This is a genomic window from Amycolatopsis mediterranei (genome assembly GCF_026017845.1).
Taxonomy (GTDB): Bacteria; Actinomycetota; Actinomycetes; order Mycobacteriales; family Pseudonocardiaceae; genus Amycolatopsis; species Amycolatopsis mediterranei.
Genome location: NZ_CP100416.1, coordinates 9,618,553 through 9,643,786 on the forward strand (window position 1 = coordinate 9,618,553; position 25,234 = coordinate 9,643,786).

Here is a 25,234-nt window from a genome sequence, read left to right on the forward strand (position 1 = left end):
ACCGGTCGTCATAGTTTGCGCTACGGTCCGGTCATGGTTCGCCGCACCGACACGCGGCAGCGGATGCTCGACACCGCCGCCGACCTGTTCCAGACCCAGGGCTACCACGCCACCGGCCTGACCCAGCTGACCACCGCCGGCGGCGCCCCGAAGGGGTCGCTCTACTTCCACTTCCCCGGCGGCAAGGAGCAGCTCGCCACCGAAGCCGTCCGGCTGTCGAGCGAGCGCACGGGCGCCCTCCTCGAAGCCATCCTGGAAGACGCTCCCGACCCCGCGACCGGGATCGACCGCGTGGTCGACGCGCTCGCGGGTTTCCTCACCGGATCGGACTTCCAGCGCGGGTGTCCACTCGCGACGGTCGCACTGGACGCCGCCGCGGCGAGCGAGCCGATCCGCGAAGCCTGCGCCGACGGGTACTCGTCGTGGCACACGATCTTCACGGATCACTTCGCCGGACAAGGCCTTCCGGCCGAGCGCGCCGACGAGCTCGCCACCATCGTGCTCGCCGCGATCGAAGGCGGGCTGCTGCTGGCCCGCACCCGCCGCGACCTCGCGCCGCTGCGCGCGGTCGCCACCCACCTGCACACCACCCTCGACCGGGAGTTCACCTGATGCGCGTCCACCACCTGAACTGCGGCACCCTGCGGCCGCTGGGCGGCAAGCTGATCGACGGCCGGCCGGGCCTGTTCCGGCGCGCCACCATGGTCTGCCACTGCCTGCTGCTCGAGACAGACACCGGTCTCGTGCTCGTCGAGACGGGCATGGGCACCCCGGCCGCGGTCGACCGGAACGCCTGGCTCGGCGCCGGTTTCGTCCGCCAGTCCAACCCGGTCGAAGACCCCGCGCAGACGGCGATCGCGCAGATCCGCGCGCTCGGCTTCGACCCCGCCGACGTCCGGGACATCGTGCTGACCCACCTCGACCTCGACCACGCGGGCGGGCTGATCGACTTCCCGTGGGCACGCGTGCACGTCTACGCCGAAGAGCTGCGGGCGTTCACCGAGCCGCGCGACGCCGCCGAACGCGGCCGCTACCGCCGGATCCAGTTCGCTCACGGTCCACAGTGGACGTCCTATACGGACAGCGGTGAGCCGTGGTTCGGCTTCGACGCCGTCCGGCAGCTCGACGGCCTGCCGCCGGAGGTCCTGCTGATCCCGCTGTCGGGGCACACGCGCGGGCACGCCGGGGTCGCCGTCGACACCGGACACGGCTGGCTGCTCAACGCCGGTGACTCGTACTTCTTCCACGGCCAGGTCGCGGCCGCGCCGCACTGCCCGCCGGGCCTGAAGTGGTTCGAGGGCCACATGGAGACGGTCCGGGGCGCCCGGCTGGACAATCACCGCCGCCTGCGACAGCTTGGTCAGGAGCACGGCGACGAGGTCACCGTCTTCGCCGCGCACGACGAGACCGAATTCCTCCGGCTGAGCACCAGGAGCAGCGTATGAAGGTGCACCACCTGAACTGCGGATCGATGCGCCCGGTGGGTGGCAAACTGCTCGACGGCGAACCCGGCCTGCTGCGGCGGTCGGAGCTGGTCGCCCACTGCCTGCTGATCGAGACCGGCGACAGCCTGGTGCTGGTCGACACCGGGTTCGGCAGCCAGGGCGTGGCACGGCCCGGCGAGTGGCTGGGTGGTCCGTTCCTGGCGCTGGTCGGCGCGAAGCCCGCAGCCGCCGAAACGGCCGTCGCACAGATCGAGGCGCTCGGCCTCGACCCGGCCGACGTCCGGCACATCGTGGCGACGCACCTGGACGTCGACCACGCGGGCGGGCTGGCGGACTTCCCGAACGCCGTCGTGCACGTCCGGGCCGAGGAGCACCGGGCGGCGACGTCGCCGGCGAACGCGGCGGAGAAGAACCGCTACCGCGCGGCGCAGTTCGCGCACCGGCCGCTGTGGAGCACCTACGACGAGCCGGGCGAGCCGTGGTTCGGCTTCGAGGCGGTCCGGTCGCTCAAGGGCCTGCCGGAGGAGATCCTGCTGGTCCCGCTGACCGGCCACACGCGCGGCCACACGGGCGTGGCGGTCGACACCGGCGACGGCTGGCTCCTGCACGCCGGCGACGCCTACTTCTTCCACGGCCAGCTGGACCCGGTGGCCCCGCACTGCCCACCGGGCCTGACGGCGTTCCAGAACATCGTCCAGACGCTGCGCAAGCCGAGGTTGGAGAACCTGGCGCGGCTGCACGAGCTGGCCCGGACCCACCAGGACGAGGTCACGGTGTTTTCCGCGCACAGCCCGGTCGAGCTGGCCGCGCTGCGCCGGTGAGGGGTCAGCTCGCCGCGAGGGCCTGCTTGACGAGCGGGGCGATCTGCTCCGCCGTCACCTTCGCCGGGCCGGTGTAGTTGATCAGCACCGGTGTGCCCGCCACCAGTTCGGCCGAGGCGAGCGTCGCCGTCTTCTGGCCGTCGACGTAGTAGACGGCGCCGTCGGGGAAGCCCGGGACGTCCTGCGCGCCCGGCTTCGCCTTCTTGATCGACGCCACCATCTCGGCGGGCTTGCCCTGCTTGCCCTCGTAGCGGGTCACCGCGAGCGCGCCCGCGGCCTTGCCGTCGTGCTGGTACTCGCAGCTGCGCCCCTTGCCGCCGTTGGCCGCGTTGTCCTGGACCGGGCCCGGCACCGCCGTGAGGTTGTCGAGGAACAGCGCCTTCGACACGGCGTCCGCGGGCAGCAGCTTGCACGGGTCGAGCGACGCGGCGGCGGCGTTCGTGCTCGAAGGTGCCGGCTTCGGCTTCGGGGCCGCGGAGGACGACGGGGCCTTCGCCGGTTCGTCCCCGGACGAGCAGGCGGTCAGCGCGGCAAAGGCGACAAAAGCGACAACTACGGTACGCATGTCCGCACCCTAACCCGCCCCGCCCCACCACCGCCCTCAGGGGAGAAGCTTCGCAGCGCTGATTTGATTCATCGGCCTACGTCGTGGGTGCCCGGTAGCGCCAGAAGGCCGGGAGCACGAACATCGACGCGCAGACCAGCACGATGACCAGCACGCCACCGACGCTCGCCGCGGCCGCGGTGCCGAACGCGGCGGCACCCCAGCCGTGGGTGAGGTCGGCGATCCGCGGGCCGCCGGCGACGACGACCGTGAAGACGCCCTGGAGCCGGCCGCGCATCTCGTCGGTGGTCGCGACCTGCAGGATCGCCATCCGGTAGACGGCGCTGACCATGTCCGCGGCGCCGGCCAGGGCCATGAAGACGACGGCGAGCCACAGCGAGTGCGCGAGCCCGAACGCGGCCACCGCCGCGCCCCACGCGCAGATCGCGACGACGACCGCGACGCCCTGGCGGTGGATGCGCGTCAGCCAGCCGGAGAAGAGCCCGATCAGCATGGCTCCCAGCGGCAGGGCGGCGTAGAGCCAGCCGAGGGCGGGGCCGCCGCCGGGCGGGTCGCCGAAGGTCCGCTCGGCCATCTCCGGGATCAGCGCCCGCGGCATGCCGAAGACCATGGCGATGATGTCGGCGACGAAGGAGGCCAGCAGGATCTTCTGCCCGGCGAGGTACCGGAAGCCGTCGATGACGTCCCGGACCCCGGCCCGGCGCGACGGGCCGTTGAGCGGCGGGATCGACGGCAGCCGCCAGACGGCGAAGAGGGTGATCGTCAGGGCGACGACGTCGATCAGGTAGAGGGTGGAGAGGCCGAGGACGGGGATCAGCGCACCGGCGAGCAGCGGCCCGAAGACGGCGCCGAAGGTGGACATGGTGGTGTTGAGGGCGTTCGCGGACGGCAGCAGTTCGGCGGGCACGAGCCGCGCGACGACGGCACCGCGGGTCGGCATGTTGATCGCGAAGAACGCCTGGTTGACGGCGAGCAGGCCGAGGACGAGCCAGACCGAGCCGAAGTGCGCGAAGGCCTGCAGCCAGAGGAGGGCGGAGGTGATCGCGACGCCGACGTTGGTGACGAAGAGCAGCTTCCGCCGATCGACGGCATCGGCGACCGCGCCGCCCCAGAGCCCGAAGATCAGCAGGGGCACGAGGGCGACGAGCCCGGTGAGGCCGACGTAGGCGGAGGAGCCGGTGAGGTCGAAGACCTGCTTGGGCACGGCGACGGCGGTCAGCTGGGTCCCCACGGCGGTGACCACAGTGGACAGCCAGAGCCGCCGGAAGGCCGGGATCTTGAGCGGCCGGGTATCGACGATGATGCGGCCGAGGATCTTGCGCAAGCCCGAGCGGGGCGGCAGAGTCCCCGGTTCACCAGTCACGACAGATCAGCTTAGCCGGGCTAACTATCTCGGGTCGCGTGATTTATGTCGCCCGGCAGCAAACGCCCCAATGTGGCCTTGGTTGCGCTCAACGCACCCAATGTGGCCTTCGGTGCGTTGAACGCACCGAAGGCCACATTGGGGCGCTTGGGCTCACGGCGCCACGCGCTCGATGTTCCACCCGTCGTCGTTGCGCACGTACCGCAGCCGGTCGTGCATCCGGTCCTCGCGCCCCTGCCAGAACTCCACCAGGTCCGGCCGGATCCGCCAGCCACCCCAGTGCGGCGGGGCCGGGATCTGCTCCACGTCCGCGAAGCGCCGCTCGATTCCGTGCAGCGCGTTGTCCAGCGCCCGGCGGCCGTCGACCACGCGGGACTGCGGGGACGCCCACGCCCCCAGCTGGGAGCCGCGGGGGCGCTGGGCCCAGTACTCCGCCGTCTCCTTGACGCCGACCTTCTCGACCTCGCCGCGGACGTGGACCTGGCGGTGGAGCGCGTACCAGGGGAACGTCACCGAGGCGTACCGGGTCGCCGTCAGGTCGTGGCTCTTCGAGGACGTGTAGTTCGTGTAGAACACCACGCCGCGGTCGTCGAGGCCCTTGCACAACACCGTCCGGGACGATGGGCGGCCTTCGGCGTCCGCCGTCGCCAGCACCATCGCGTTCGGCTCGGCGATGCCGGCGGCCACGGCCTGGTTCAGCCAGCCTTGCAGCTGGTCGGTCCAGGTGGCCGCCAGCGCGGATTCGTCGAACGCCGCGCCGTCGTAGGCGACGCGCATTCCCGGCAGGCGCACTACGGCGTCTTCCACCTGGTCCTCGATCTCCGGCATCATCGCCAAACCTCCGTACCCGGTCGGGGCAGCTGTCACTTCGGCTCATGCGACGTTAGGGCTTCGCGACCGGCAGCGGAACCCACCTAACGGTGACACCCGCCACCCCTTTTTCGCCATCCAGCCGTAACTGCTGGACAACAAGCCGTAACCGCTGCGTTACCTGCCGGACCAGGATCGATACAGCAGGCACCTACCTTCGGCGCGTTCCCCACCACCCCGGAGGCAGGCATGACCGAGATCCTGTCCAGCGCCGAAGAAGCCGAAGAAAGCGCCACGCCGAAACGCCAGTACGCCCCGCTCGCGGCGAACGAGAACCGCGAGGACTACTCACTGCGCTTCGCCGCTCATTCGTTCCGGAAATGGTCCCCCTTCGTCGTCGCGACGACGGCGCTGGGCGGCATCGCCTACCTCGCCGACTTCGCGATCGGCGCCAGCATCGTCCTCTCCTACGGCTTCACCTCCGGCGTCCTGGCGATCCTCGCCGCGGCCGTCGTCATCTTCGTGACCGGCGTGCCCATCGCGGCCGCCTGCGCGAAGTCCGGAGTGGACATGGACCTGCTGACCCGCGGAGCCGGGTTCGGCTACTTCGGGTCGACGCTGACGTCGCTCGTGTACGCGAGCTTCACCGTCATCTTCTTCTCGCTCGAAGGCTCGATCATGGGCCAGGCGTTCGAGCTCGCCCTCGGCATCCCGCTGCCCATCGGCTACCTCCTGGCCACGCTCATCGTGCTGCCCTTCGCCCTCTACGGCATGGGCGCGGTGGCGAAGATGCAGACCTGGACGCAGCCGCTGTGGCTCGCCGGGCTGGTGCTGCCGTTCGTCGTCGTGCTGGTCCGGGAGCCCGGCAAGTTCGCCGAGTTCGCGCATTTCGGCGGTACGGAGGGCGCCGGCTCCGGGTTCTCCGCGATCGGGTTCGGCCTCGGCATGGGCGTCGCGCTGTCGCTGATCGGGCAGATCGGGGAACAGGCCGACTACCTGCGGTTCATGCCCGAAAAGACCGCGGAGAACAAGCGGTCGTGGTGGGCCGCGGTGCTCGCCGCCGGACCCGGCTGGGTGATCCTCGGAGCCGCGAAGCAGATCGGTGGCGCGCTGCTGGCGTTCCTCGCCCTCGGTGTCGTCGGGAAGACGCACGCGCTCGAGCCGATCGCGCCCTACCTCGAAGCGGTGAAACCCGCTCTCGGGCCGGTGGCGCTGACGTTCGCCGCGCTGTTCGTCGTCGTCTCGCAGATCAAGATCAACACCACCAACGCCTACTCCGGGTCGCTGTCGTTCGCGAACTTCTTCTCCCGCGTGCTGCACAAGCACCCCGGCCGGGTCTGGTACGTGCTGGTCAACTGCGGGATCGCGCTCGCGCTGATGGAGTTCGGCGCGTTCGGCTTCCTGAACAAGATCCTCGGCTTCTACTCGAACGTCGCCATCGCGTGGATCGGCGCCGTCTGCGCCGACCTGGTGATCGCCAAGCCGCTGGGCCTGTCGCCGCGCTACATCGAGTTCAAGCGGGCCTACCTGCACAAGATCAACCCGGTCGGGTTCGGCTCGATGGTGGTCGCGTCGGCGGTGTCGATCGCGGCGTACTTCGGCGCGTTCGGGCCGTTCCTGGCCGCGTTCAGCCCGCTGCTGGCGCTGGTCATCGCGGTCGTGCTGGTGCCGGCGCTGGCGGTGGTGACGCGCGGCAAGTACTACCTGGCCCGGCCGAACACGGTCGCCGGCCCGGACACCGACGTCGACCTGCGGGCCACGCACACCTGTTCGGTCTGCGGCGATCCGTACGAACTGCCGGACGTCGCCGACTGCGCGAAGCAGGACGGCCCGATCTGTTCGCTGTGCTGCACGCTCGACAACACCTGCCACGACCTGTGCCAGACGACCGGCCCGGTCGCGCTCGGCCTGCCGGCGGTCCGCACGACGTAAGGTCCATGAAGGCCCTTTCCCGGCATCCGCAGCCGGGAAAGGGCCTTCACGTTCGCCGGGCTCCCCCCTGGTCCCCCGCCCGGCTCGACTCTTCCACGCCGGAGGGCGCGCCGAGGTTGCCGGGAATTTCCAAGATCTTTCCGGGGCGCATGATGGCCGCCAGCATCAGCGCGCGCAGCTCCGCGCCGACGTCCTCCACCGGCAGCGGCGGCTCGTGCGCCTGCCACTCGCGCAGCAGCCCGGTGGCCGCGCCGACCAGGGCGATCGCCGTCAGCCGGTAGTCGCGGTCGGGCGCGGCGCCGTGCTCGGCCGCGCGCCGCGCCTCCGTCTCGATGAAGGTCGCCCAGCGGTCGACCCACACCTGATGCTGCTCCTCCAGCTCCGCGCTGACGCCGACGGCTTCGACGTAGTTGAGCCTCGGCAGCCGGGGGTCCATGGTGACCGTGTCGATGAAGACGTCGAGCAGCGTGGCGATCCGGGTCATGGCGTCGGCTTCGGCGACCTTGCCGAGCGCGGCGGTGACGTGCTCCAGCGCCAGGCTGTTGATCCGGTCGTGGAGGGTGCGCAGCACGTCCTCCTTGCCGGTGAACTCCTCGTAGAAGTTCCGCGTCGACACGCCGGCGCGGGCGCAGACCTCGGTGATCTTCGTCTGCCGGAAGCCGGTGGTGGTGAACAGCTCGAGACCGGCCGTGAGCAGCCGCTCGCGGCGGTCGGCGCGACGTTGTTCGGGTGCGACGCCGCCGTACGTGCGAGCCAACGGGTGTCTCCTCCTTCTGAGGGATTGCCGGATCCTACCGGGCTGGCTAAATTGTGAAAACCTCGATTACCAAACACCGGAGGCAACGATGCTTCGTCGGTTACTGGTCGCCGTCGCGCTCCTGTTCGTGACAGCCGCCCCCTCGGCGCACGCGGACCCGGGCGTCCTCCTCGAACAGACGCCCACGACGGTGTTCGTCGGTCCGTTCCCGGCGCCCGTCAAGGCTTGGCACCTCCGCTACCGCTCGACCTCGGCGACCGGCGAACCGAACGCCGTCTCCGGCACGCTGCTGGTGCCGCCGACGCCGTGGCCGCACGGCGGCCCGCGGCCGTTGATCACGTACGCGGTGGGCACGCACGGCCTCGGCGACCAGTGCGCGCCTTCGAACCTCCTGGCCCACGGTGTCGAGAACGAAAGCGCGTTGCTGGCGCAGGCGTTGACGCAGGGTTGGGCCGTCGTCGTCACCGACTACGAAGGACTCGGCACGCCGGGACCGCACACGTACGCGGTCGGGCAGTCCGAAGGCCGGGCGGTGCTCGACGCGGCGCGGGCCGCGGCCCGGGTGACCGGCGCCGGGCTGTCCCCGTCCGGTCCGGTGGGCGTGTTCGGCTATTCGCAGGGCGGCCAGGCCGCGGCGTGGGCGGCCGAGCTGCAGGCCACGTACGCGCCGGCGCTGAACGTGATCGGTGTGGCGGCCGGCGGGGTCCCGGCGGACCTGAACGCGGTGTTCGCCTCGAACGACGGCGGCGCGGCGTTCGGCCTGGTCCTCGGCGCGGCCACCGGCTTCGCGGCGGCGTACCCCGACGTGCCGTTCGCCTCGATCCTCAACGACCGCGGCCGCGAGGCGGTGGCCCGGGTGTCGAAGGCGTGCACGATCGAGCTGGGTGCGGCGGCGCCGTTCGCGCACCTGGGGGACTTCGTGACGGTGCCGGACCCGATCCACGAGCCGCACTGGCAGGCCCGGCTGGCGGAGAACTACCTGGGCACGACCGCGCCGAAGGCCCCGGTGTACCTGTACCACGGAACGCTGGACGAGCTGATCCCGTTCAGCGTCGGCACGGCGTTGCGCGACCGCTGGCAGTCCCTGGGCGCGGCGGTGACGTGGCAGGAGTTCCCGCTGCTGGAACACATCGGCGGCGTCTCGATCGGTGGCCCGGCGGCGATGACCTGGCTGCGCACGAAGTTCTGACACCGGCGGGCGGCGCAGGGGGCCGCCCACGGTCGCGGAAAATCCGTGAAGGCCGCCTTGCGGGACGCGGAGTCCCGCAAGGCGGCCTTCACGCACTCGGGCACCCGAAACTGTCGGTCCCTCCGGGTAGCGTGGAAAACGGGGGCTGCTCAGAACGCCGGGACCCCGGCCTCGGCCAGCCCCTTCATCGCCGTCACGGCATCCGGCGCCAGGGAGGTCACCAGCGAGCCACCGGCCGGGAGCGGGCTGCGGGACCACCAGTCACCCGAGGCCGCCGACAGCTCCGGACCACCGACCACCAGGTCCGTGGCCAGCACCCGGCGGCCCGCCAGCACCGCCAGGCTCGCGTCCAAGCCCGCGTCCCCCACCGAAAGCGTCTGGCGCAGCACCGGCACCGAACCCCGCGTGACCGAAAGCGAAGTCGACAGCGAACCCGGGCGCTCCCCGGCCCGCCCCAGCACCAGCACTTCCCGCGTGTGCAAGTACGCGTCCGAAGCCAGCGAAGCGCGGAAAACCGCGCGGTGCCGGGCCCTCGCCGTGATCACCGTCGGCTCCGGCAGGTACTCCAGTGACCCACCCGGCTCGACCACGACCTCCACAGTGGACAAGGATTCCTCGCCGTGCAGACCGGGCAGCGCCAGCGTCGCCGCGACGCCGGAGAGACGCAGGGAAGCCCCCCGACCGACGTGGATGGACAACAGCAGGTCATCCCCACCCAGCGGCGAAGTCGCCGAGTTGACCAGGTGCACCACGGCGGTCGAACCGGAACGCCGCCGTGGGAACAACGTCAGCGGCGCCATCGAACGCAGCTCGCGCAAGACCGTGCGCGAACCGTCGAAGCACGCGGTCAACCGGGCGTGGGCCTTCACAGCAGGGAACGGACCCAGCCGGCCACCGCGGGCGCGTCCGGAGTGTCCACAAGAGACTGCGTGATCACCGGCAGCGAACCCCGCATCCGGTGCGCGTCCGACGTCATCACGTCCATGTCCGCGTTGACCAGGTGGGCGATGTCGATCTTGTTGATCACCAGCAGGTCCGCCGTCGTGACGCCGGGCCCGCCCTTGCGCGGCACCTTGTCCCCGCCCGCCACGTCCACCACGAAGATCTGGCTGTCCGCCAGGCCGCGGCTGAACACCGCCGTCAGGTTGTCGCCGCCGCTCTCGATGATGACCAGGTCCAGGTCCGGGAACTTCTCCTCGAGCCGCTCGACGGCGTCGAGGTTCGCGGTGATGTCGTCGCGGATCGCGGTGTGCGGGCAGGCACCGGTCTGCACCGCCTCGATCCGCTCCGGGTCCAGCACGCCCGCCCGGCGCAGGAAATCCGCGTCCTCGGTCGTGTAGATGTCGTTCGTGACGACAGCGAGGTTGATCTCGTCACCCAGCGCGCGGCACAACGCCGCGGTGAGCGCCGTCTTGCCCGAGCCGACCGGGCCGCCGATGCCGATCCGGTACGCGCGCCCGGCCGTCGGCGCGGCGTCGTAGTGGTCGGGCTCGCTGGCCGTCGGGTCGAAGTTGACCTCGTGGAAGTGACCGTGGCCGTGGCCTTCAGCTGGCAAAGAGACGCACCTCTTCCTGGTGATGCCGGGCGTGGGCCTCGGCGAACAGATCCAACGCGGGCGACCCCGGCGACGGCAGCGCCGCCGGGTCGTCCCCCGCCACCGCGGCCGCCTCCGAACAGACCGAACGCAAGTCCAGCCGCGCGACCACGGCGTTGACGGCGAACGGATCCAGGCCGAGCAACCGCACCGCGGCACTCGCCGGACCGCTGACCGACAGGTAGGCGGCCGCCATCGCCGCGTCCTCCGGCGACCCACCGGCCACCCCGGCCAGCGCGCCCAGCACCACCGGGTGATGGGGACGCGGAGTCTCCGTCAGCAACCCCTCCAGCACGGGTGACGGCCAAGCGATCCGGCCGGCTCGTGCGGTTCCCCGCCCCTGCGCCCGCGAAGCCTCCCGCTGAGCGAGCGACGGCGTCCGCGCGTCCAGCTCGGCGTCCAACCGCGACCAATGCCCGGGTGGGACAGCGCGCGCCGCCGCATGTGCCGAAGCAGCGGCGAAGACCGCCGCCAGGAATCCCGCCGTCCGCAACCGTCCGGAAAGGAATCCCGGCAGATCGCGAACCGAGGTCACCAGGCGGCGGGAAACGACTTCCTCCAGCCCGCCACTGTGGACGTGCCCGCCGCCGGGGAAGCGGGAGTCCGCGAGGATCAGCGCCGAGAGGTCCATCAGAACAAGAAGTACCGTTGGGCCATCGGCAGTTCCGTCACCGGCTGCGGCTCGACCAGCTCACCGTCGACGTGCACGGCGAAGCTGTCCGGCTCGACGCGGACGTCCGGTGTCGTGTCGTTGAGCACCATGTCCGCCTTCGTCCGTGCGCGCATGTTCGACACCGCCACCAGCGGCCGGGTGATGCCGAAGGTCTCGCGCAAGCCACTGTCCAAAGCGGACGGTGCGACGAAGTGCAGGCTCAACGCAGCTCCGATCGACGCGCCGAACATCGGCCGCGCCATGACCGGCTGCGGGGTCGGGATGGACGCGTTCGCGTCGCCCATCGCCGCCCACGCCGGGAAGCCGCCCTTGAGCACCACGTGCGGGCGGACGCCGAAGAACTTCGGCTCCCACAGCACCAGGTCCGCGAGCTTGCCGACCTCGACCGAGCCGATCTCGGTCTCCATGCCGTGCGCGATGGCCGGGTTGATCGTGTATTTGGCGACATAGCGACGCGCCCGCAGGTTGTCGGCCGCGCCGTCGCCGGGCAGGGCGCCGCGACGGCGTTTCATCACGTGCGCGGTCTGCCAGGTCCGGATGATCACCTCGCCGATCCGGCCCATCGCCTGGGAGTCCGAGCTCATCATCGAAATGGCGCCCATGTCGTGCAGGACGTCTTCGGCGGCGATCGTCGTCGGCCGGATCCGGCTCTCGGCGAAGGCCAGGTCCTCGGGCACCGACGGGTTGAGGTGGTGGCAGACCACCAGCATGTCGAGGTGCTCGTCGAGGGTGTTGGCCGTGTGCGGGCGGGTCGGGTTGGTCGACGACGGCAGCACGTTCGGCAGCGAGACGACCTGGATGATGTCCGGCGCGTGCCCGCCGCCGGCCCCTTCGGTGTGGTACGCGTTGATCGAGCGGCCACCGATGGCGTCCACAGTGGACTCCAGGAAGCCGGCCTCGTTCAGCGTGTCCGTGTGGATGGCCACCTGGACGCCGGCTTCGTCGGCGACGGTCAGGCAAGCGTCGATGGCGGCCGGGGTGGTGCCCCAGTCCTCGTGCAGCTTGAACCCGCCCGCGCCCGCCGCCAGCTGTTCGCGCAGCGCCTCGTGCCGCACGGTGTTTCCCTTTCCCAGCAACAGGACGTTGACCGGGTAACCGTCCATGGCGGACAGCATCCGGCCGAGGTTCCACGCGCCGGGGGTAACGGTCGTGGCCTTGGTGCCTTCGTTGGGACCGGTGCCGCCCCCGACCAGGGTGGTCAGCCCGGCGGCCAGCGCCGTGTCGACGAGCTGCGGGCAGATGAAGTGGACGTGGCAGTCGATCCCGCCCGCGGTGAGGATCTTGCCGTTGCCGGACAGGACCTCCGTCGACGGTCCGATCACCAGCGCCGGGTCGACGCCGTCCATCGTGTCCGGGTTGCCCGCCTTGCCGATGCCGACGATCCGGCCGTCGCGCACCCCGACGTCGGCCTTGACGACGCCCCAGTGGTCGAGGATGACGGCGCCGGTGATGATCAGGTCGGGCGCGCCCTCGGCCCGGGTCGCCGTCCCCTGGCCCATGGACTCGCGGATGACCTTGCCGCCGCCGAAGAGCACTTCGTCGCCGGAGCCGCCGGGCCCCATCGAGCGGTCCTCGGTGACCTCGATCAGCAGGTCGGTGTCGGCGAGCCGGATCCGGTCGCCGGTGGTCGGGCCGAACAGCTCGGCGTAGCGCTCGCGGTCGATTTGCGGCATCAGAAGTCCCCCGCGAATTCCGACCGAAGGCCCGGCACGCGGCGCGCGCCGGCCAGGGGAACGAGATCGACTTCCCGTTCGACGCCGGGTTCGAACCGCACCGACGTCCCGGCGGGCACGTCGAGCCGGTGGCCGCGGGCGGCGTCCCGGTCGAACTCGAGGCCCGGGTTCACGGCCGCGAAGTGGTAGTGCGAGCCGACCTGCACCGGCCGGTCGCCGAGGTTCCGCACCAGCAGCCGGACGCGCGCGCGGCCGGGGTTCAGCTCGACCGGCTCGTCGCCGGGAATGATCTCGCCAGGGCGCATGCAGCTGCCTTTCACACGATTCACACGATCGGGTCGTGCACGGTGACGAGCTTCGTGCCGTCCGGGAACGTGGCCTCGACCTGCACGGAGTCGACCATCTCCGGCACGCCGTCCAGCACCTGCGCCCGGGAGAGCACGGTCCGGCCGCCGGCCACCAGCTCACTGACCGTGCGGCCGTCGCGGGCACCTTCGAGGACGTGGTCGGTGATGAGCGCGACCGCCTCGGGGTAGTTGAGCCGGACGCCTCGGTCCAGCCGCTTCCGCGCGACGTCGGCCGCCACGTGGATGAGCAGCTTGTCGCGCTCCTGCGGGCTGAGGTGCATGCGCTAGGTCTATCACCCGAAACGTGGCGGCGCCTGGTTCGGAAACACAGGATTTACCTGGTCTTCGTCACACTGAGTGGTGAAAATTCTCCGGACCGGAGGCCTCGGTGACTGAATCGTTCTCGTAATCGTGACCGAAACCACCACATCTTTCGATTGCCAGTGGCCGGTCAAGAGAGCAAGGTCTATCCATCCGTGCGATGTGGCGCGCGTTCAGTGCGCTTCCTCCAACCGCGCGACCAGCAGTAACCAGCCGGGGAAAAAGCGCACCGAAAGGTCCCGCGAAACAGTGACTACCTCCACGATCAGCAAGCCACAGCCGTCCGGCCAACCCGACGACGGCTTCCGACCGGGCCTGGAGGGCGTTGTCGCCTTCCACACCGAAATCGCCGAACCCGACCGGGACGGCGGTGCCCTGCGCTACCGCGGCGTCGACATCGAGGACCTCGCCGGCAAGGTGACCTTCGGCGACGTCTGGGGCCTCCTCGTGGACGGCCGGTTCGGGCACGGCCTGCCGCCCGCCGAGCCGTTCCCGCTGCCGGTGCACACCGGTGACGTCCGGGTGGACGTCCAGGCCGCGCTGGCCATGCTCGCGCCGATCTGGGGCTACCGCCCGCTGCTCGACATCACCGACGAAGAGGCCCGCGAGCAGCTGGCCCGCGCTTCGGTGATGGCGCTGTCCTACGTCGCCCAGTCGGCGCGCGGGATCGGCCAGCCCGCGGTGCCGCAGACCCGCGTGGACGAGGCCCACTCCATCACCGAGCGGTTCCTGATCCGCTGGCGCGGCGAGCCGGACCCGGCGCACGTCAAGGCCTTGGACGCCTACTGGGTGTCGGCCGCCGAGCACGGTCTCAACGCCTCGACCTTCACCGCCCGCGTCATCGCCTCCACCGGCGCGGACGTGGCGGCGGCGATGTCCGGCGCCATCGGCGCGATGTCGGGTCCGCTGCACGGCGGCGCCCCGGCGCGCGTGCTGCCGATGATCGAAGAGGTCGAGCGCACCGGCGACCCGGCGGCCCTGGTCAAGGGCATCCTCGACCGCAAGGAACGCCTGATGGGCTTCGGCCACCGCGTCTACCGCGCCGAGGACCCGCGGGCGCGCGTGCTGCGCCGGACTTGCCAGGAGCTCGGCGCGACCCGCTTCGAGGCGGCCGCCGCGCTGGAGCAGGCGGCGCTGAAGGAGCTGCGCGAGCGGCGTCCGGATCACCCGATCGAGACCAACGTCGAGTTCTGGGCCGCGGTCATCCTGGACTTCGCGCAGGTCCCGCCGCACATGATGCCCGCGATGTTCAGCTCGGCCCGCACTGCCGGCTGGGCCGCGCACATCCTGGAGCAGAAGCGCACCGGCCGCCTGGTGCGGCCGTCGGCCAAGTACGTCGGCCCGGCGCCGCGCACCCCCGAGGACGTCGAGGGCTGGGAGCTCGTCACCAAGCACTGACGCTCGTTCACGAACCGGCCGGTGCCTCCGCGGCGCCGGCCGGTTCGTGTTCCGCGGTGGCGGCGAGCATGGCCGTCAGCTGGTCGACCAGCCAGGTGTCGAGGCCTTCGCGCGCGACGCTGCGTTCCTGCAGCCAGCTCAGCAGGGCACCCTCGACGACGGCCGTCCAGCAGCGCAGGGTCAGCGAAAGCAGCGGCGAAGGATCTTCGACGCCGAGGGCGTCCAGGATCAGGGCCACCGCGCGGTTGCGGACCTCGTCGATCGCCGCGTCCGTCTCGGACGTCGCGATCACCGAACCGCTGCGCAGCAGGGCGATGTAGCCCGCGCGGTAGTGGCCGGCGACGTCGATCAGGCCGCGGACGGCCGCGCGCAGCCGCACCTCCGGCGGCCCCTCTTCGAGCCCGACCAAGCCGTCGATGAGCCCGTCGGTGACCGTGCGCAGGGCCTCGACCTGCAGGTCCCGCAGGTTCGGGAAGTACCGGTAGAACAACGGCCGCGACACCTCGGCGCGCGCGACGATGTCGTCCACGGTGACCAGTTCGGGCGCTCGCGAGCCGAACAGGTCGAGCGCGGCGCGGATCAGGTCGTCGCGGCGGGCCTGCGGCGACATCCGCCGCGGCCGGCTCACGGCGTCAGGTCCAGCTTCGCGGCTTTGCGGAGGAGCCCGGGTGTCAGTCGCGAAAGGACCAACGCGGCCTTCGCCTCCGGAGTGGACGGTGCGATCGCGAGGTCCTTTTCCACGGCACGGAGGATGTCCCGAGCCACCCCCTCGGGACCGGTCCGGGCACTGCCCGGGCACACCGCCGAGACGCCGATGTGGTCCGCCGCCAGCTCGGCCCGCAGGAAGACGCTCAGCGTCAGCACGGCCGCCTTCGTCGTGGCGTAGGCGGCGAGCACCTTCGAGGGCAAAGCGCCGTCCGCCGAAGCGAGGTTGACGATCTGGCCGCCTTCGGCGCGCTCGGCGAGCATCGGCGCGAACGCCCGGCAGCCGTGGATCACACCCCACAGGTTGACGTCGATGACGCGCTCCCAGTCCTCGACGGACGTGTCGAGGAACGGCCCGGACATGCCGATGCCGGCGTTGTTCACCACGATGTCGGGCACCCCGTGCTCGGCGCGGACCCGCTCGGCGAAGCGGTGCACGGCGTCGCCGTCCGCGGAGTCCACTGTGTACTCGGCGAGTCCGTGGTCGCCCAGCAGCTTCAGGGTTTCCGCGGCACTGGCTGCGTCGATGTCGGTGATGACGACGTCGGCGCCCCGCTCGGCGAAGGCCAGCGCGGTGGCGCGGCCGATCCCGCTGCCCGCCCCGGTGACGACGACGAGCCGGTGCACGAAGGGCCCGGCGTCGACGCGGGCGCGGCGCAGCCCCCGGCTTTCGGTGCCGGTCTCGGCGTACTCGATCAGCTCGGCCGCCGCCGCGGCCACCACGTCCGGCCGCGCCCTGGTCACCCAGTGCGTCCCGACGATCCGGCGGATCCGCAGGTCGGGCACCCAGCGGGTGACCTCGGTCTGCAGCGGTGTCGTGACGTAGGCGTCCCCGGTCGGCGCCAGCACCTGCACCGGGACGTCAACCGGCCGGGGTGCGGGCCGCGAGAGCCGGGTGAACATGTTGGCGCGGTAGAGCTGGAGGCCGTGCAGGCCGTCGGACTTGTCCGGCGGCGCCGCGTCCGGCTCCATCCGCTGGATCTGCTTGCCCAGCAAACCGGTGCGCCACAGCAGGTCCGGGACGAGCGGGATCTGGAACGCCAGGATGTACCACGAGTGCAGGAACTGGTTCAGCGCGTTCCTGAGCCGCTTCGGCGTCGGGCGGCGCAGCTGGGCGCGGAACCACGCGCCGGCGTGGTCGAGGCTCGGCCCGGAGAGGGATGTGTAGGAGGCGATCCGCCCGCGCAGGCCCTCCCCGGTGACGGCGTGCCAGGTCTGGATCGAGCCCCAGTCGTGGGCGACCAGGTGCACCTTGCCGGTCGGCTGCACCTCGTCGACGACCGCACGCAGGTCGTCGGCCAGCTGGTCCAGCCGGTAGGACGCGCGTCCCGGCGGCTTGTCCGACTGTCCCGCCCCGCGGACGTCGTAGGTGACGACGCGGTGTTCCGCGGCCAGCCGGGCGGCCACCCCGCCCCACATCGAGCTGTTGTCGGGGTAGCCGTGCACGAGCACGACCGTGGGCCCGTCGTTCCGGCCGTCGACGGTCACGGAAAGGCGGACACCGTCGCTGGCGGTCACCCACTTGTGAGACATTCTGTCATGTTAGACAACTTGTCAACAGTGTGTTCACCCGCGCGGCGGTTCCGCGGGCTCGAACGTTCGGATTTTTGTTTGCATGACAGCGTTTTCGTGGTTCCACGGGAAACCAAGCCCCCGTGTCCACCGAACGGTGGACAGCGGGATTCAGCCGCCCGTTGGTCGGATCTCGCGGCGCGAGCGAGCAGGCTTCGAGCATGACCACAGCAGTCAGCGTGCGCGGCCTGCGCAAGCAGTACCCGGGTCACCTCGCGGTGGCCGGGCTCGATCTGGAGATTGCCCAGGGCGAGGTGTTCTCCCTGCTCGGCCCGAACGGCGCGGGGAAGACCACGACCGTCGAGATCCTCGAAGGGCACCGCCGGCGGACGGCCGGCGAGGTCACCGTGCTCGGCGAGGATCCCGGCAAGGCCGGCCGCGCCTGGCGGGCCCGGCTCGGCATCGTCCTGCAGACGGCGACCGACGCCGCCGAGCTGAGCGTCGCCGAGACCGTCCGGCACTTCGCGAAGTACTACCCCGACCCGCGCGACCCGGACGAGGTGATCGACAAGGTCGGCCTCACCGAGAAGGCCGGGGCGCGGATCAAGACGCTCTCCGGCGGGCAACGCCGCCGCGTCGACGTCGCGCTCGGCATCATCGGGCGCCCCGAGCTGCTCTTCCTCGACGAGCCGACCACCGGCTTCGACCCCGAGGCGCGGCGGCAGTTCTGGGCGCTGATCAGCGACCTCGCCGCCGAAGGCACCACCATCCTGCTCACCACGCACTACCTCGACGAGGCCGAAGCGCTCGCCGACCGCGTCGCGGTGATCGCGCGCGGCGAGATCGTCGCGCAGGACACCCCGCAGAACCTGGGCGGCCGGGCGGCCGCCGAGGCCACCGTGCGCTGGGTCGACGACCGCGGCGAGCACGTCGAGCGGACCGCGTACCCGACCAAGCTCGTCACCGAGGTCTCTGCTGGGGGTAGGGAGCTCGCCGGGCTGACCGTGACCAGGCCGAGCCTGGAGGACATCTACCTCGACCTGATCGGAGACCAGGCATGAGCACTGCGACATCCAGAGCCCTGCCCGGCCCGCTGTCCCTCGGCCTGGCCCGCGGCGGCTCCGAGCTGCGGCAGTTCTTCCGGAACAAGGAACAGGTGGTCTTCACCTTCTCCCTGCCCGCGGTGCTGATGGTCCTGCTCGGGTCCATCCTGGACGGTCCGACGGCGCTCGACGGCGTCACCTCCGGCCAGCTGCTGGCGGCCGGGATGATCGGCTCCGGCATCGTCTCGACGTCGTTCAACAGCATCGCGACCGGCGTCACGGCCGACCGCGAAACCGGCGCCCTCAAGCGCCTGCGCGGCACGCCGATGGCACCGGCGTCGTACTTCATCGGCAAGATGGCGCTGGTCGCGGTGTCCAGCCTGGCCCAGACGGTGCTGATGGCCGGCGTCGCCGTGCTGCTGTTCGGGCTGGAACTGCCGTCCGACCCGGCGAAGTGGCTGACGCTGCTGTGGGTCTTCGCGCTCGGCATCGTCTCGTGCACCCTGCTCGGGATCGCGATCAGCTCGCTCGCGAAGTCCACCAACGGCGCGGTCGCCATCGTGCAGATGCTGTACCTGGTGCTGCAGTTCATCTCCGGTGTGTTCGTCTCGCCGATCACGCACCTGCCGAAAGTTATGGTGGACATCGCGTCGTTCTTCCCGCTGAAGTGGATCTGCCAGGGTTTCCGGTCGGTCTTCCTGCCGGACGGCGCCGTGAGGATGGAGATGGCCGGGACATGGGAACTGCCGCGGGTGGCGCTGGTGCTGGCGATCTGGTGCGTGGCCGGAGCGGTGCTGGCGCGGCTGACCTTCCGGTGGACCGACACGAAGTGAAGGACGCCTGGGACCGGTTCAACTGGCTCTGGGAGATCCTCTTCGCGGTGGCGTACCTGGCCACGACCGTGCTGGTGCTGCTGGACGAGCGCGACCCGGTGCGCACGGCGGCCGCGGTCGGGGCGCTGACCGCGTTGGCGCTGACCTACCTGCTGTGGGGCCGCCGGATCGTGCGCGACGACGGGCACCTGCGCCGGCGCTGGACCTTGGCGCTCGTGGTCGTGGCCCTGGTCGCGGCCGCGATGCTCGCCACCACGACGACCAGCTTCATCCTGTTCATGGTCTGCCCGCTCTTGTTCACGACGCTCGACTTCCGCCCGGCCGCGGTGCTCAACACGGCGGTGATCCTGATGAGCCCCGCGTCGTCGATCGTGAACAACGGGCTGCGCGGCCCGACGCTGCACATCCTGCTGCCGATGACCGCGATCCTCGTCGTGTTCGGCGTGCTGTCCGGGAAGTTCATCCTGCACGTCGTCGAGGAGAGCCGGGGGCGGGCGGACCTGATCACGCGGCTCGAGGAGAGCCAGGCCGAGGTCGCCCGGCTCTCCCGGGAGGCGGGCACCGCGGCCGAGCGCGAACGGCTCGCGCGGGAGATCCACGACACCCTCGCGCAGGGGTTCACCAGCATCGTCACCCTCGCCCAGGCCATCGAGTCCGAACTGGACAGCGACCCGGCCGCGGCGCGGCGGCACGCGGAACTGGCCACCCGCACCGCGCGGGACAACCTCACGGAGGCCCGCGCGATGGTCGCCGCGCTGGCCCCGGCGGACCTCGCGGCGGGCTCGCTCGTCGACGCCGTCCGGCGGCAGGCCGACCGGCTGGCCGAAGAGACGGGCGTGCCGGTCGAGTACGAAGTGGACGATGCGCTGCCGCCGATCGGCATGGCGGGCGAAGTGGTCCTGCTGCGGGGCGCGCAGGAAGCGCTGAACAACGTGCGACGGCACGCGGCCGCGTCGGCGGTGTCGGTGCGGCTGTCCGCTGTGGACGGTTCGGTGCGGCTGTCGGTGCGCGACGACGGCGCCGGCTTCGACCCGGACCACGCCACGGGTTTCGGGTTGCGCGGGATGCGGTCACGGGCCGAGCAGGTCGGTGGCAGACTGAGCGTCCGGAGCAGCCCCAGCGGCACCGAACTCACCCTGGAGGTGCCCGCTTGATCCGCGTCATGCTCGTCGACGACCACCCCGTCGTCCGCGAAGGCCTCCGCGGCATGCTCGAAGCGGAACCGGACCTCACGGTCGTCGGCGAAGCGGGTTCGGGCGACGAAGCCGTCGCGCTCGACCGGGTCGCCGTCCCCGACGTCGTGCTGATGGACCTGCGGATGCCCGGCCTCGACGGCGTGGGCGCCACCAAGCGGATCCTGCGCGAGCAGCCCGGGCGCCGGATCGTCGTGCTCACGACGTACGAAACGGACGCGGACATCCTGCGCGCGGTGGAGGCCGGCGCGTCGGGCTACCTGCTGAAGGACGCGTCCCGCGCGGAGCTGGCGAACGCGATCCGCGCGGCGGCGCGCGGGGAGACGGTGCTGGCGCCGTCGGTGGCGGGCAAGCTTGTCAACCGCGTCCGCAACCCGGAACCGCAGCCGCTCTCGGCCCGCGAGGTGGAGGTCCTCCGGCTGGTCGCGAAGGGCGGCACGAACGCCGACATCGGCCGCGCCCTGCACATCAGCGAAGCCACCGTGAAGACCCACCTGCTGCGCGTGTTCGGCAAGCTCGGCGTCTCGGACCGCACGGCCGCGGTGACGACGGCCATGGCCAGGAACCTGCTCGGCTGACCCCGGCTTCACCCGTGATGGAAGCGCCGACACGCGTGATCAGAAAGCCGACACGCGTGATTGGCAAGCCGACACGACCCCAGCCAGGACACTCGCCGTGTCGACCCCCCAATCACGCGAGTCGACCTCCCAATCACGCGTGTTGACCTTTCCTTCACGGGTAGGTCTGCTTCGGGAGCGGGAGCGCGGCAGAATGCGTCCATGCTTGCCTCGACCGAACTCGCCCTGCTCCGCCGGATCGCCCACGAGCAGGCCGTCTGCCGCGCTCCGTCGCTGGTCGCCGCCGTCGTGCGGGACGGGGAGATCGTCTGGTCCGGTGGCCGCGGGCGCGTCGGCGGCGAAACACCCGGTACCGACACCCAGTACCGGCTGGGCTCGATCACCAAGACCCTGGTCGCCACCGCTGTCATGCGGCTGCGCGACGAAGGCCTGCTCGACCTCAACGACCCGCTCGAGAAGCACGTCCCGGGCACGCCGTTCGGCGCCGCCACCGTCGCCCAGCTGCTGTCCCACACCGCCGGCCTGACGTCCGAATCGCCCGGCCCGTGGTGGGAGCGGACCCCGGGCGCGGACTGGGACGCGCTGGTCGGCAGCCTCGCCGAGGGCGCGACCAAGCACCGGCCGGGCGCGCGGTTCCACTACTCGAACGTCGGCTACGGCGTCCTCGGCGAACTCCTCGCCCGCCACCGCGGCAAGGGCTGGCTCTCCGTGCTCGACGAGGAGGTCCTCGGCCCGCTCGGGATGACCCGCACGACCCCGCACCCGGTCGGCGCGCACGCCGACGGCTTCGCCGTGCACCCCTTCGCCGACGTCCTGCTGCCGGAGCCGAGCCCGGACGCCGGCGCGATGGCCCCCGCCGGGCAGCTGTGGTCGACGGCGAAGGACCTCGGCCGCTGGACGGCGTTCCTCGGCGGGGACACCGGCGGCGTGCTCGCGCCGGACACGGTCGCCGAGATGCGGACCATGATCACCGTCGACGACACCGACGTCTGGACGACCGGGTTCGGGCTCGGCCTGATGCTCGTGCGCTACCAGGGCCGCCGGTTCGCCGGCCACACCGGCTCCATGCCCGGCTTCCTCGCCGTGACGCTGGTCGACCCGGCCGCGCAGACCGGCGCGCTGGTGCTCGCCAACTCGACGGCCGGCGTCGGCATCACCCAGCTCTGCCTGGACCTCATCACCATGACCGACGAGCTGGAGCCGCGGCTGCCCGCCGAGTGGCTACCGTCGCCCGCCGATCCCGAGCTGCTGGCGCTGACCGGGCTCTGGCACTGGGGCCCGACGCCGTACCACCTGCGCATCCAGGGTGACGGGCTGCTGCTGCTCACGCCGGTCGAAGGCGCCGGGCGCAGCTCGCGCTTCCGGGCCACCGGCCAGGACACCTACGTCGGCCTCGACGGCTACTACGCCGGCGAGACGCTCGAAGTGGGCCGGGACGCCGACGGGGTCGCCACCCACCTCGACCTGGCGACGTTCGTCTTCACCCGTACGCCGTACGACCCGGCCGCGCCGGTGCCCGGCGGCATCGAAGACTGGCGCTGACGGAGGAACGGGTCCCGCTCGCACCCCCAGGGTGGCGAGCGGGACCCTCAGTGCAGGGCGGCCGTGCCCGCCGCGTACGCGACGGCGGCGGCGAAGCGGTTGGCGAGGCGCTTGCCCTCACCCCAGTCCCAGACGCCGAGCTTGAGCACCGTCATGATGGTGAGCGTCGAGCCGCCGGCAGACGGCGACACCGTCACGTTGACGTGCTGGCCCCAGCTCAGGAGCGACATCCCGGTGCGGCAGGTGGCGAAGCCCCGCGGGCCGTCGTAGACCGGCAGCTGCCCGCCGATCGCCGCGACCCCGGCCGGGAGCACGTTCCACAGCACATCGGGCGGCACCGCGAACCTCTGCTGCACAGTCGTCACGGCCGGGACGCTACCGATGGCCGGGACGATCGGGTCACCGTGTTTTTACCCCCAGGGCAGTGTTCGGCGGCGTAGCTGCCGCCGCCGGGAAGGCTGGTGCCGAGGTTTCCCGTGACCGGCCGGCGGGTTTCCGGCGGCCGTCCCACTGCGCGGAACGGCGAATCCCACCTTCACCAGCCGCGTCCCGACCTGAGAGACTGGCCGCATGACCGACGCTGAGTTGACCATCCCCGCCGACCTCAAGCCGGCCGACGGCCGCTTCGGCTGCGGCCCGTCGAAGGTCCGCGCCGAGCAGCTGAGTGCGCTGGCGGAGTCCGGCTCCACCTACCTCGGCACGTCGCACCGGCAGAAGCCGGTCAAGTCCCTCGTCGGGCGCGTGCGGGCGGGGCTGTCCGAGCTGTTCTCCCTGCCCGAGGGCTACGAGGTGATCCTCGGCAACGGCGGCACCACCGCGTTCTGGGACGCGGCCGCCTTCGGCCTGGTCCGCGAGCGCGCGCAGCACTTCACCTACGGCGAGTTCTCCTCGAAGTTCGCCACCGTGACCAAGGGCGCGCCGTTCCTGGCCGATCCGATCGTCGTCAAGGCCGAGCCGGGCAGCGCGCCGGACATCGCCTACGAAGCCGGCGCCGATCTGGTCGGCTGGGCGCACAACGAGACGTCCACCGGCGTGGCCGTGCCGGTCCGCCGCCCGGAGGGCAGCGAGGGCGCGCTGGTCGCGATCGACGCCACCTCCGGCGCCGGCGGCCTCCCGGTCAAGGCCGAGGACTTCGACGTCTACTACTTCGCGCCGCAGAAGTCGTTCGCCGCGGACGGCGGGCTCTGGATCGCGCTGGCCTCCCCGGCCGCGGTCGAGCGGATCGGTGAGATCGGCGGGAGCGACCGCTGGATCCCCGAGTTCCTGTCGCTGACCACCGCGCTGGACAACTCCCGCAAGGACCAGACGTACAACACCCCGGCCGTGGCCACGCTGTTCCTGCTCGCCGAGCAGATCGAGTGGATGAACGGCCAGGGCGGCCTCGCCTGGACGACTTCGCGCACGCAGGACTCGTCGTCGCGGCTGTACGAGTGGGCCGAGAAGACGAGCTACACCACGCCGTTCGTCAAGGACCCGGACCTGCGCTCGCAGGTCGTCGGCACGGTCGACTTCAGCGACGACGTGGACGCCGCCGCGGTCGCGAAGGTGCTGCGCGCCAACGGGATCGTCGACACCGAGCCGTACCGCAAGCTGGGCCGCAACCAGCTGCGCGTCGGCCTGTTCCCGGCCATCGACCCGGACGACGTCACCAAGCTGACGCAGGCCATCGAGTACGTGGTCGAGCGGCTCAGCTGACCTGAGGCTCCGCGGAGGGGACCTTCGCCGTTTCGGCGGCGGGGGTCCCCTTCTTCGTGGTCAGGCGGCCGGTGCCGAACGCGGCGAGGACCAGCAGCGCGAAGCCGTACAACTCGTAGGACTCCGTCGCCAGCCACCAGCCCACCGACGGCGCCGGGCGCGGCGCGAACCACATCGGGCCGGCGATGAACAACGCCAGCCCCGCGACGACGACCGCGGCCGCCGCCCACCGGACCGCCCCCTCGAAGCGCCACGCGTACCACCCGGCGAGGACGAGGATCGGCACGCACCACGTCCAGTGGTGCGTCCACGAGATCGGTGAGACCAGCAGCCCGCCGAGCGCGCAGGCGGTGAGCCCGAGCACCGGCTCGGCAGCGCGCACCACGATCACCGCGACCACGGCCATCACGGCCAGTGCGGCCAGCACCCACCCGAACTCCGGCAGGCCGGCGCGCACGCTCAGGCCGTGCAGCGACTGGTTGCCGACGTAGTCGACGCCGCCGATGCGGCCCGCGTCGAAGACCAGCTTCGTCCAGTAGGTGAAGGACGCCGACGGCCGGATCAGCCACAGCAGCGCCCCGGCCACGACGAACCCGGCGACCACCCGCGCGGCCGAGCGGAAGTCGCGGCGGAACAGGAAGTACACGACGAAGACGGCCGGCGTCAGCTTGATCGCCGCGGCCACGCCGATCAGCAGGCCCTTCGTCCGCTTGCGCTCGCCGGGCAGCAGGACGTCGAGCACCACCAGCACCATGAGCAGCGCGTTGATCTGCCCGAAGCCCAGCGTCGAGCGCACCGGCTCGAGCAGGGCGCCGGCGAGCTGGGCACCGATGGCGACCAGCGCGGCCACTGCCCGGCCGTTGACCTTCGAGGCGTCGGTGAGCGAGCCGTTCAGCGTCGCGATGTAGAGGTACGCGACGACGCCGGTCGCGACGATCGACGCGATGCTGACCAGCTTCATCGTCACCGCGAACGGCAGCAGCGTGCCGGGCAGGAACACCGCGGCGGCGAACGGCGTGTACGTGAACGGCAGCAGGATCTGGTGCGTGGTCGGCACCCAGGCGTCGTACGGCGAGCCCTGCTCGGCCAGCGCCTTCGCGCCGCCCAGGTAGACCTCGAGGTCGAGGCCGTCGAACCGCTTCAGCACGAGCACCAGGACGACGGCGGCGACCTCGAGCACCACGAGCGCCCCAGCGATTTTCCGCCCAGTGAGCACGCTTCCCCCTCGAACCCGGCCTTCGACCG

The 25,234-nt window shown here is 71.4% G+C and carries 26 protein-coding genes; 12 read left to right on the forward strand and 14 right to left on the reverse strand.

Annotated elements, in window-relative coordinates; genetic code table 11:
* Positions 1-33: 33 nt before the first annotated feature.
* The 3 genes from ISP_RS43570 to ISP_RS43580 are packed head-to-tail and all read left to right on the forward strand — an operon-like array spanning position 34 to position 2,266.
* Entirely contained in the window at positions 34-612 is a 579-nt protein-coding gene (locus ISP_RS43570) for a TetR/AcrR family transcriptional regulator (protein ID WP_034284106.1), read from the forward strand.
* Positions 612-1,445 (forward strand): MBL fold metallo-hydrolase, encoded by an 834-nt coding sequence (locus ISP_RS43575; RefSeq protein WP_013230164.1) that lies wholly within the window; start codon positions 612-614, stop codon positions 1,443-1,445. The genes ISP_RS43570 and ISP_RS43575 overlap by 1 nt, the downstream gene beginning before the upstream one ends.
* Entirely contained in the window at positions 1,442-2,266 is an 825-nt protein-coding gene (locus tag ISP_RS43580; protein WP_013230165.1) for an MBL fold metallo-hydrolase, read from the forward strand. The genes ISP_RS43575 and ISP_RS43580 overlap by 4 nt, the downstream gene beginning before the upstream one ends.
* 4 nt (positions 2,267-2,270) lie before the next feature.
* Here ISP_RS43580 and ISP_RS43585 read toward each other — a convergent pair whose 3' ends face one another.
* The 3 genes from ISP_RS43585 to pdxH all read right to left on the reverse strand — a co-directional run bounded on the left by ISP_RS43585 (position 2,271) and on the right by pdxH (position 5,025).
* Positions 2,271-2,831 (reverse strand): DUF3558 family protein, encoded by a 561-nt coding sequence (locus ISP_RS43585; protein ID WP_013230166.1) that lies wholly within the window; start codon positions 2,829-2,831, stop codon positions 2,271-2,273.
* A 76-nt stretch (positions 2,832-2,907) separates the two neighbouring features.
* Positions 2,908-4,173, reverse strand: a complete 1,266-nt coding sequence (locus ISP_RS43590; protein WP_200876246.1) for an MFS transporter — start codon at positions 4,171-4,173, stop codon at positions 2,908-2,910.
* A 174-nt stretch (positions 4,174-4,347) separates the two neighbouring features.
* The gene (gene pdxH, locus ISP_RS43595) at positions 4,348-5,025 is read right to left on the reverse strand and encodes a pyridoxamine 5'-phosphate oxidase (RefSeq protein ID WP_013230168.1); all 678 of its coding nucleotides are present in this window, start codon (positions 5,023-5,025) and stop codon (positions 4,348-4,350) included.
* A 228-nt stretch (positions 5,026-5,253) separates the two neighbouring features.
* On the opposite strand from pdxH, the gene ISP_RS43600 reads away from it, so the two are divergent.
* Positions 5,254-6,936: a purine-cytosine permease family protein gene (locus ISP_RS43600; protein ID WP_013230169.1), complete on the forward strand. Its 1,683-nt coding sequence runs from the start codon at positions 5,254-5,256 to the stop codon at positions 6,934-6,936.
* A gap of 46 nt (positions 6,937-6,982) precedes the next feature.
* On the opposite strand, the gene ISP_RS43605 is transcribed toward ISP_RS43600, so the two are convergent.
* Complete coding sequence (locus tag ISP_RS43605) at positions 6,983-7,693, reverse strand: TetR/AcrR family transcriptional regulator (protein WP_013230170.1); 711 nt, start codon at positions 7,691-7,693, stop codon at positions 6,983-6,985.
* Positions 7,694-7,781: 88 nt separating this feature from the next.
* Here ISP_RS43605 and ISP_RS43610 point away from each other — a divergent pair, with 88 nt between their 5' ends.
* Positions 7,782-8,882: a lipase family protein gene (locus tag ISP_RS43610; protein WP_013230171.1), complete on the forward strand. Its 1,101-nt coding sequence runs from the start codon at positions 7,782-7,784 to the stop codon at positions 8,880-8,882.
* A 149-nt stretch (positions 8,883-9,031) separates the two neighbouring features.
* Here ISP_RS43610 and ISP_RS43615 read toward each other — a convergent pair whose 3' ends face one another.
* The 6 genes from ISP_RS43615 to ISP_RS43640 are packed head-to-tail and all read right to left on the reverse strand — an operon-like array spanning position 9,032 to position 13,450.
* A complete protein-coding gene (locus tag ISP_RS43615; RefSeq protein ID WP_013230172.1) occupies positions 9,032-9,751 on the reverse strand; it encodes an urease accessory protein UreD in 720 nt (239 codons plus the stop codon).
* Entirely contained in the window at positions 9,748-10,437 is a 690-nt protein-coding gene (gene ureG, locus ISP_RS43620; protein ID WP_013230173.1) for an urease accessory protein UreG, read from the reverse strand. Before ureG ends, ISP_RS43615 begins: the two co-directional genes overlap by 4 nt.
* The gene (locus ISP_RS43625; protein WP_013230174.1) at positions 10,427-11,107 is read right to left on the reverse strand and encodes an urease accessory protein UreF; all 681 of its coding nucleotides are present in this window, start codon (positions 11,105-11,107) and stop codon (positions 10,427-10,429) included. Before ISP_RS43625 ends, ureG begins: the two co-directional genes overlap by 11 nt.
* Positions 11,107-12,822 (reverse strand): urease subunit alpha, encoded by a 1,716-nt coding sequence (locus ISP_RS43630; protein WP_013230175.1) that lies wholly within the window; start codon positions 12,820-12,822, stop codon positions 11,107-11,109. Before ISP_RS43630 ends, ISP_RS43625 begins: the two co-directional genes overlap by 1 nt.
* On the reverse strand, positions 12,822-13,127 hold the full coding sequence (locus ISP_RS43635) for an urease subunit beta (protein ID WP_013230176.1): 306 nt from the start codon (positions 13,125-13,127) through the stop codon (positions 12,822-12,824). Before ISP_RS43635 ends, ISP_RS43630 begins: the two co-directional genes overlap by 1 nt.
* Before the next feature lie 20 nt (positions 13,128-13,147).
* A complete protein-coding gene (locus ISP_RS43640; RefSeq protein ID WP_013230177.1) occupies positions 13,148-13,450 on the reverse strand; it encodes an urease subunit gamma in 303 nt (100 codons plus the stop codon).
* A 289-nt stretch (positions 13,451-13,739) separates the two neighbouring features.
* Here ISP_RS43640 and ISP_RS43645 point away from each other — a divergent pair, with 289 nt between their 5' ends.
* Positions 13,740-14,888, forward strand: coding sequence for a citrate synthase 2 (locus ISP_RS43645; RefSeq protein ID WP_013230178.1), 1,149 nt, complete (start codon positions 13,740-13,742; stop codon positions 14,886-14,888).
* Between the two features lie 7 nt (positions 14,889-14,895).
* On the opposite strand, the gene ISP_RS43650 is transcribed toward ISP_RS43645, so the two are convergent.
* Together ISP_RS43650 and ISP_RS43655 are read right to left on the reverse strand one after the other, a co-directional pair.
* Positions 14,896-15,498, reverse strand: coding sequence for a TetR/AcrR family transcriptional regulator (locus ISP_RS43650; RefSeq protein WP_013230179.1), 603 nt, complete (start codon positions 15,496-15,498; stop codon positions 14,896-14,898).
* A gap of 14 nt (positions 15,499-15,512) precedes the next feature.
* Positions 15,513-17,111 (reverse strand): SDR family oxidoreductase, encoded by a 1,599-nt coding sequence (locus tag ISP_RS43655; protein WP_013230180.1) that lies wholly within the window; start codon positions 17,109-17,111, stop codon positions 15,513-15,515.
* Between the two features lie 215 nt (positions 17,112-17,326).
* Between ISP_RS43655 and ISP_RS43660 the strand changes: the two genes are divergently transcribed.
* The 5 genes from ISP_RS43660 (at position 17,327) to ISP_RS43680 (ending at position 22,294) form a co-directional block, all read left to right on the forward strand.
* Complete coding sequence (locus ISP_RS43660; protein ID WP_013230181.1) at positions 17,327-18,166, forward strand: ABC transporter ATP-binding protein; 840 nt, start codon at positions 17,327-17,329, stop codon at positions 18,164-18,166.
* Positions 18,163-18,981, forward strand: a complete 819-nt coding sequence (locus tag ISP_RS43665) for an ABC transporter permease (RefSeq protein WP_013230182.1) — start codon at positions 18,163-18,165, stop codon at positions 18,979-18,981. The genes ISP_RS43660 and ISP_RS43665 overlap by 4 nt, the downstream gene beginning before the upstream one ends.
* On the forward strand, positions 18,978-20,135 hold the full coding sequence (locus tag ISP_RS43670) for a sensor histidine kinase (RefSeq protein WP_013230183.1): 1,158 nt from the start codon (positions 18,978-18,980) through the stop codon (positions 20,133-20,135). The genes ISP_RS43665 and ISP_RS43670 overlap by 4 nt, the downstream gene beginning before the upstream one ends.
* Complete coding sequence (locus tag ISP_RS43675) at positions 20,132-20,752, forward strand: response regulator (RefSeq protein ID WP_013230184.1); 621 nt, start codon at positions 20,132-20,134, stop codon at positions 20,750-20,752. Before ISP_RS43670 ends, ISP_RS43675 begins: the two co-directional genes overlap by 4 nt.
* Before the next feature lie 201 nt (positions 20,753-20,953).
* On the forward strand, positions 20,954-22,294 hold the full coding sequence (locus ISP_RS43680) for a serine hydrolase domain-containing protein (protein ID WP_013230185.1): 1,341 nt from the start codon (positions 20,954-20,956) through the stop codon (positions 22,292-22,294).
* A 47-nt stretch (positions 22,295-22,341) separates the two neighbouring features.
* Here ISP_RS43680 and ISP_RS43685 read toward each other — a convergent pair whose 3' ends face one another.
* Positions 22,342-22,659 carry a hypothetical protein gene (locus ISP_RS43685; protein ID WP_230468621.1) on the reverse strand — a complete coding sequence of 106 codons (318 nt, stop codon included), beginning with the start codon at positions 22,657-22,659 and terminating at the stop codon, positions 22,342-22,344.
* A gap of 205 nt (positions 22,660-22,864) precedes the next feature.
* Between ISP_RS43685 and serC the strand changes: the two genes are divergently transcribed.
* Positions 22,865-23,989, forward strand: coding sequence for a phosphoserine transaminase (gene serC, locus ISP_RS43690; RefSeq protein WP_013230187.1), 1,125 nt, complete (start codon positions 22,865-22,867; stop codon positions 23,987-23,989).
* Here the strand turns inward: serC and ISP_RS43695 are convergent.
* Positions 23,982-25,172: a glycosyltransferase 87 family protein gene (locus ISP_RS43695; RefSeq protein ID WP_013230188.1), complete on the reverse strand. Its 1,191-nt coding sequence runs from the start codon at positions 25,170-25,172 to the stop codon at positions 23,982-23,984. The two genes, serC and ISP_RS43695, sit on opposite strands and share 8 nt — an antisense overlap.
* Positions 25,173-25,234 lie beyond the last annotated feature (62 nt).

Coding starts and splice junctions, on each gene's coding strand:
- ISP_RS43570 (WP_034284106.1), top strand. CDS start 34: ATGGTTCGCCGCACCGACACGCGGCAGCGGATGCTCGACACCGCCGCC.
- ISP_RS43575 (WP_013230164.1), top strand. CDS start 612: ATGCGCGTCCACCACCTGAACTGCGGCACCCTGCGGCCGCTGGGCGGC.
- ISP_RS43580 (WP_013230165.1), top strand. CDS start 1,442: ATGAAGGTGCACCACCTGAACTGCGGATCGATGCGCCCGGTGGGTGGC.
- ISP_RS43585 (WP_013230166.1), bottom strand. CDS start 2,831: ATGCGTACCGTAGTTGTCGCTTTTGTCGCCTTTGCCGCGCTGACCGCC.
- pdxH (WP_013230168.1), bottom strand. CDS start 5,025: ATGATGCCGGAGATCGAGGACCAGGTGGAAGACGCCGTAGTGCGCCTG.
- ISP_RS43600 (WP_013230169.1), top strand. CDS start 5,254: ATGACCGAGATCCTGTCCAGCGCCGAAGAAGCCGAAGAAAGCGCCACG.
- ISP_RS43610 (WP_013230171.1), top strand. CDS start 7,782: ATGCTTCGTCGGTTACTGGTCGCCGTCGCGCTCCTGTTCGTGACAGCC.
- ISP_RS43625 (WP_013230174.1), bottom strand. CDS start 11,107: ATGGACCTCTCGGCGCTGATCCTCGCGGACTCCCGCTTCCCCGGCGGC.
- ISP_RS43630 (WP_013230175.1), bottom strand. CDS start 12,822: ATGCCGCAAATCGACCGCGAGCGCTACGCCGAGCTGTTCGGCCCGACC.
- ISP_RS43635 (WP_013230176.1), bottom strand. CDS start 13,127: ATGCGCCCTGGCGAGATCATTCCCGGCGACGAGCCGGTCGAGCTGAAC.
- ISP_RS43640 (WP_013230177.1), bottom strand. CDS start 13,450: ATGCACCTCAGCCCGCAGGAGCGCGACAAGCTGCTCATCCACGTGGCG.
- ISP_RS43650 (WP_013230179.1), bottom strand. CDS start 15,498: ATGTCGCCGCAGGCCCGCCGCGACGACCTGATCCGCGCCGCGCTCGAC.
- ISP_RS43660 (WP_013230181.1), top strand. CDS start 17,327: ATGACCACAGCAGTCAGCGTGCGCGGCCTGCGCAAGCAGTACCCGGGT.
- ISP_RS43665 (WP_013230182.1), top strand. CDS start 18,163: ATGAGCACTGCGACATCCAGAGCCCTGCCCGGCCCGCTGTCCCTCGGC.
- ISP_RS43680 (WP_013230185.1), top strand. CDS start 20,954: ATGCTTGCCTCGACCGAACTCGCCCTGCTCCGCCGGATCGCCCACGAG.
- serC (WP_013230187.1), top strand. CDS start 22,865: ATGACCGACGCTGAGTTGACCATCCCCGCCGACCTCAAGCCGGCCGAC.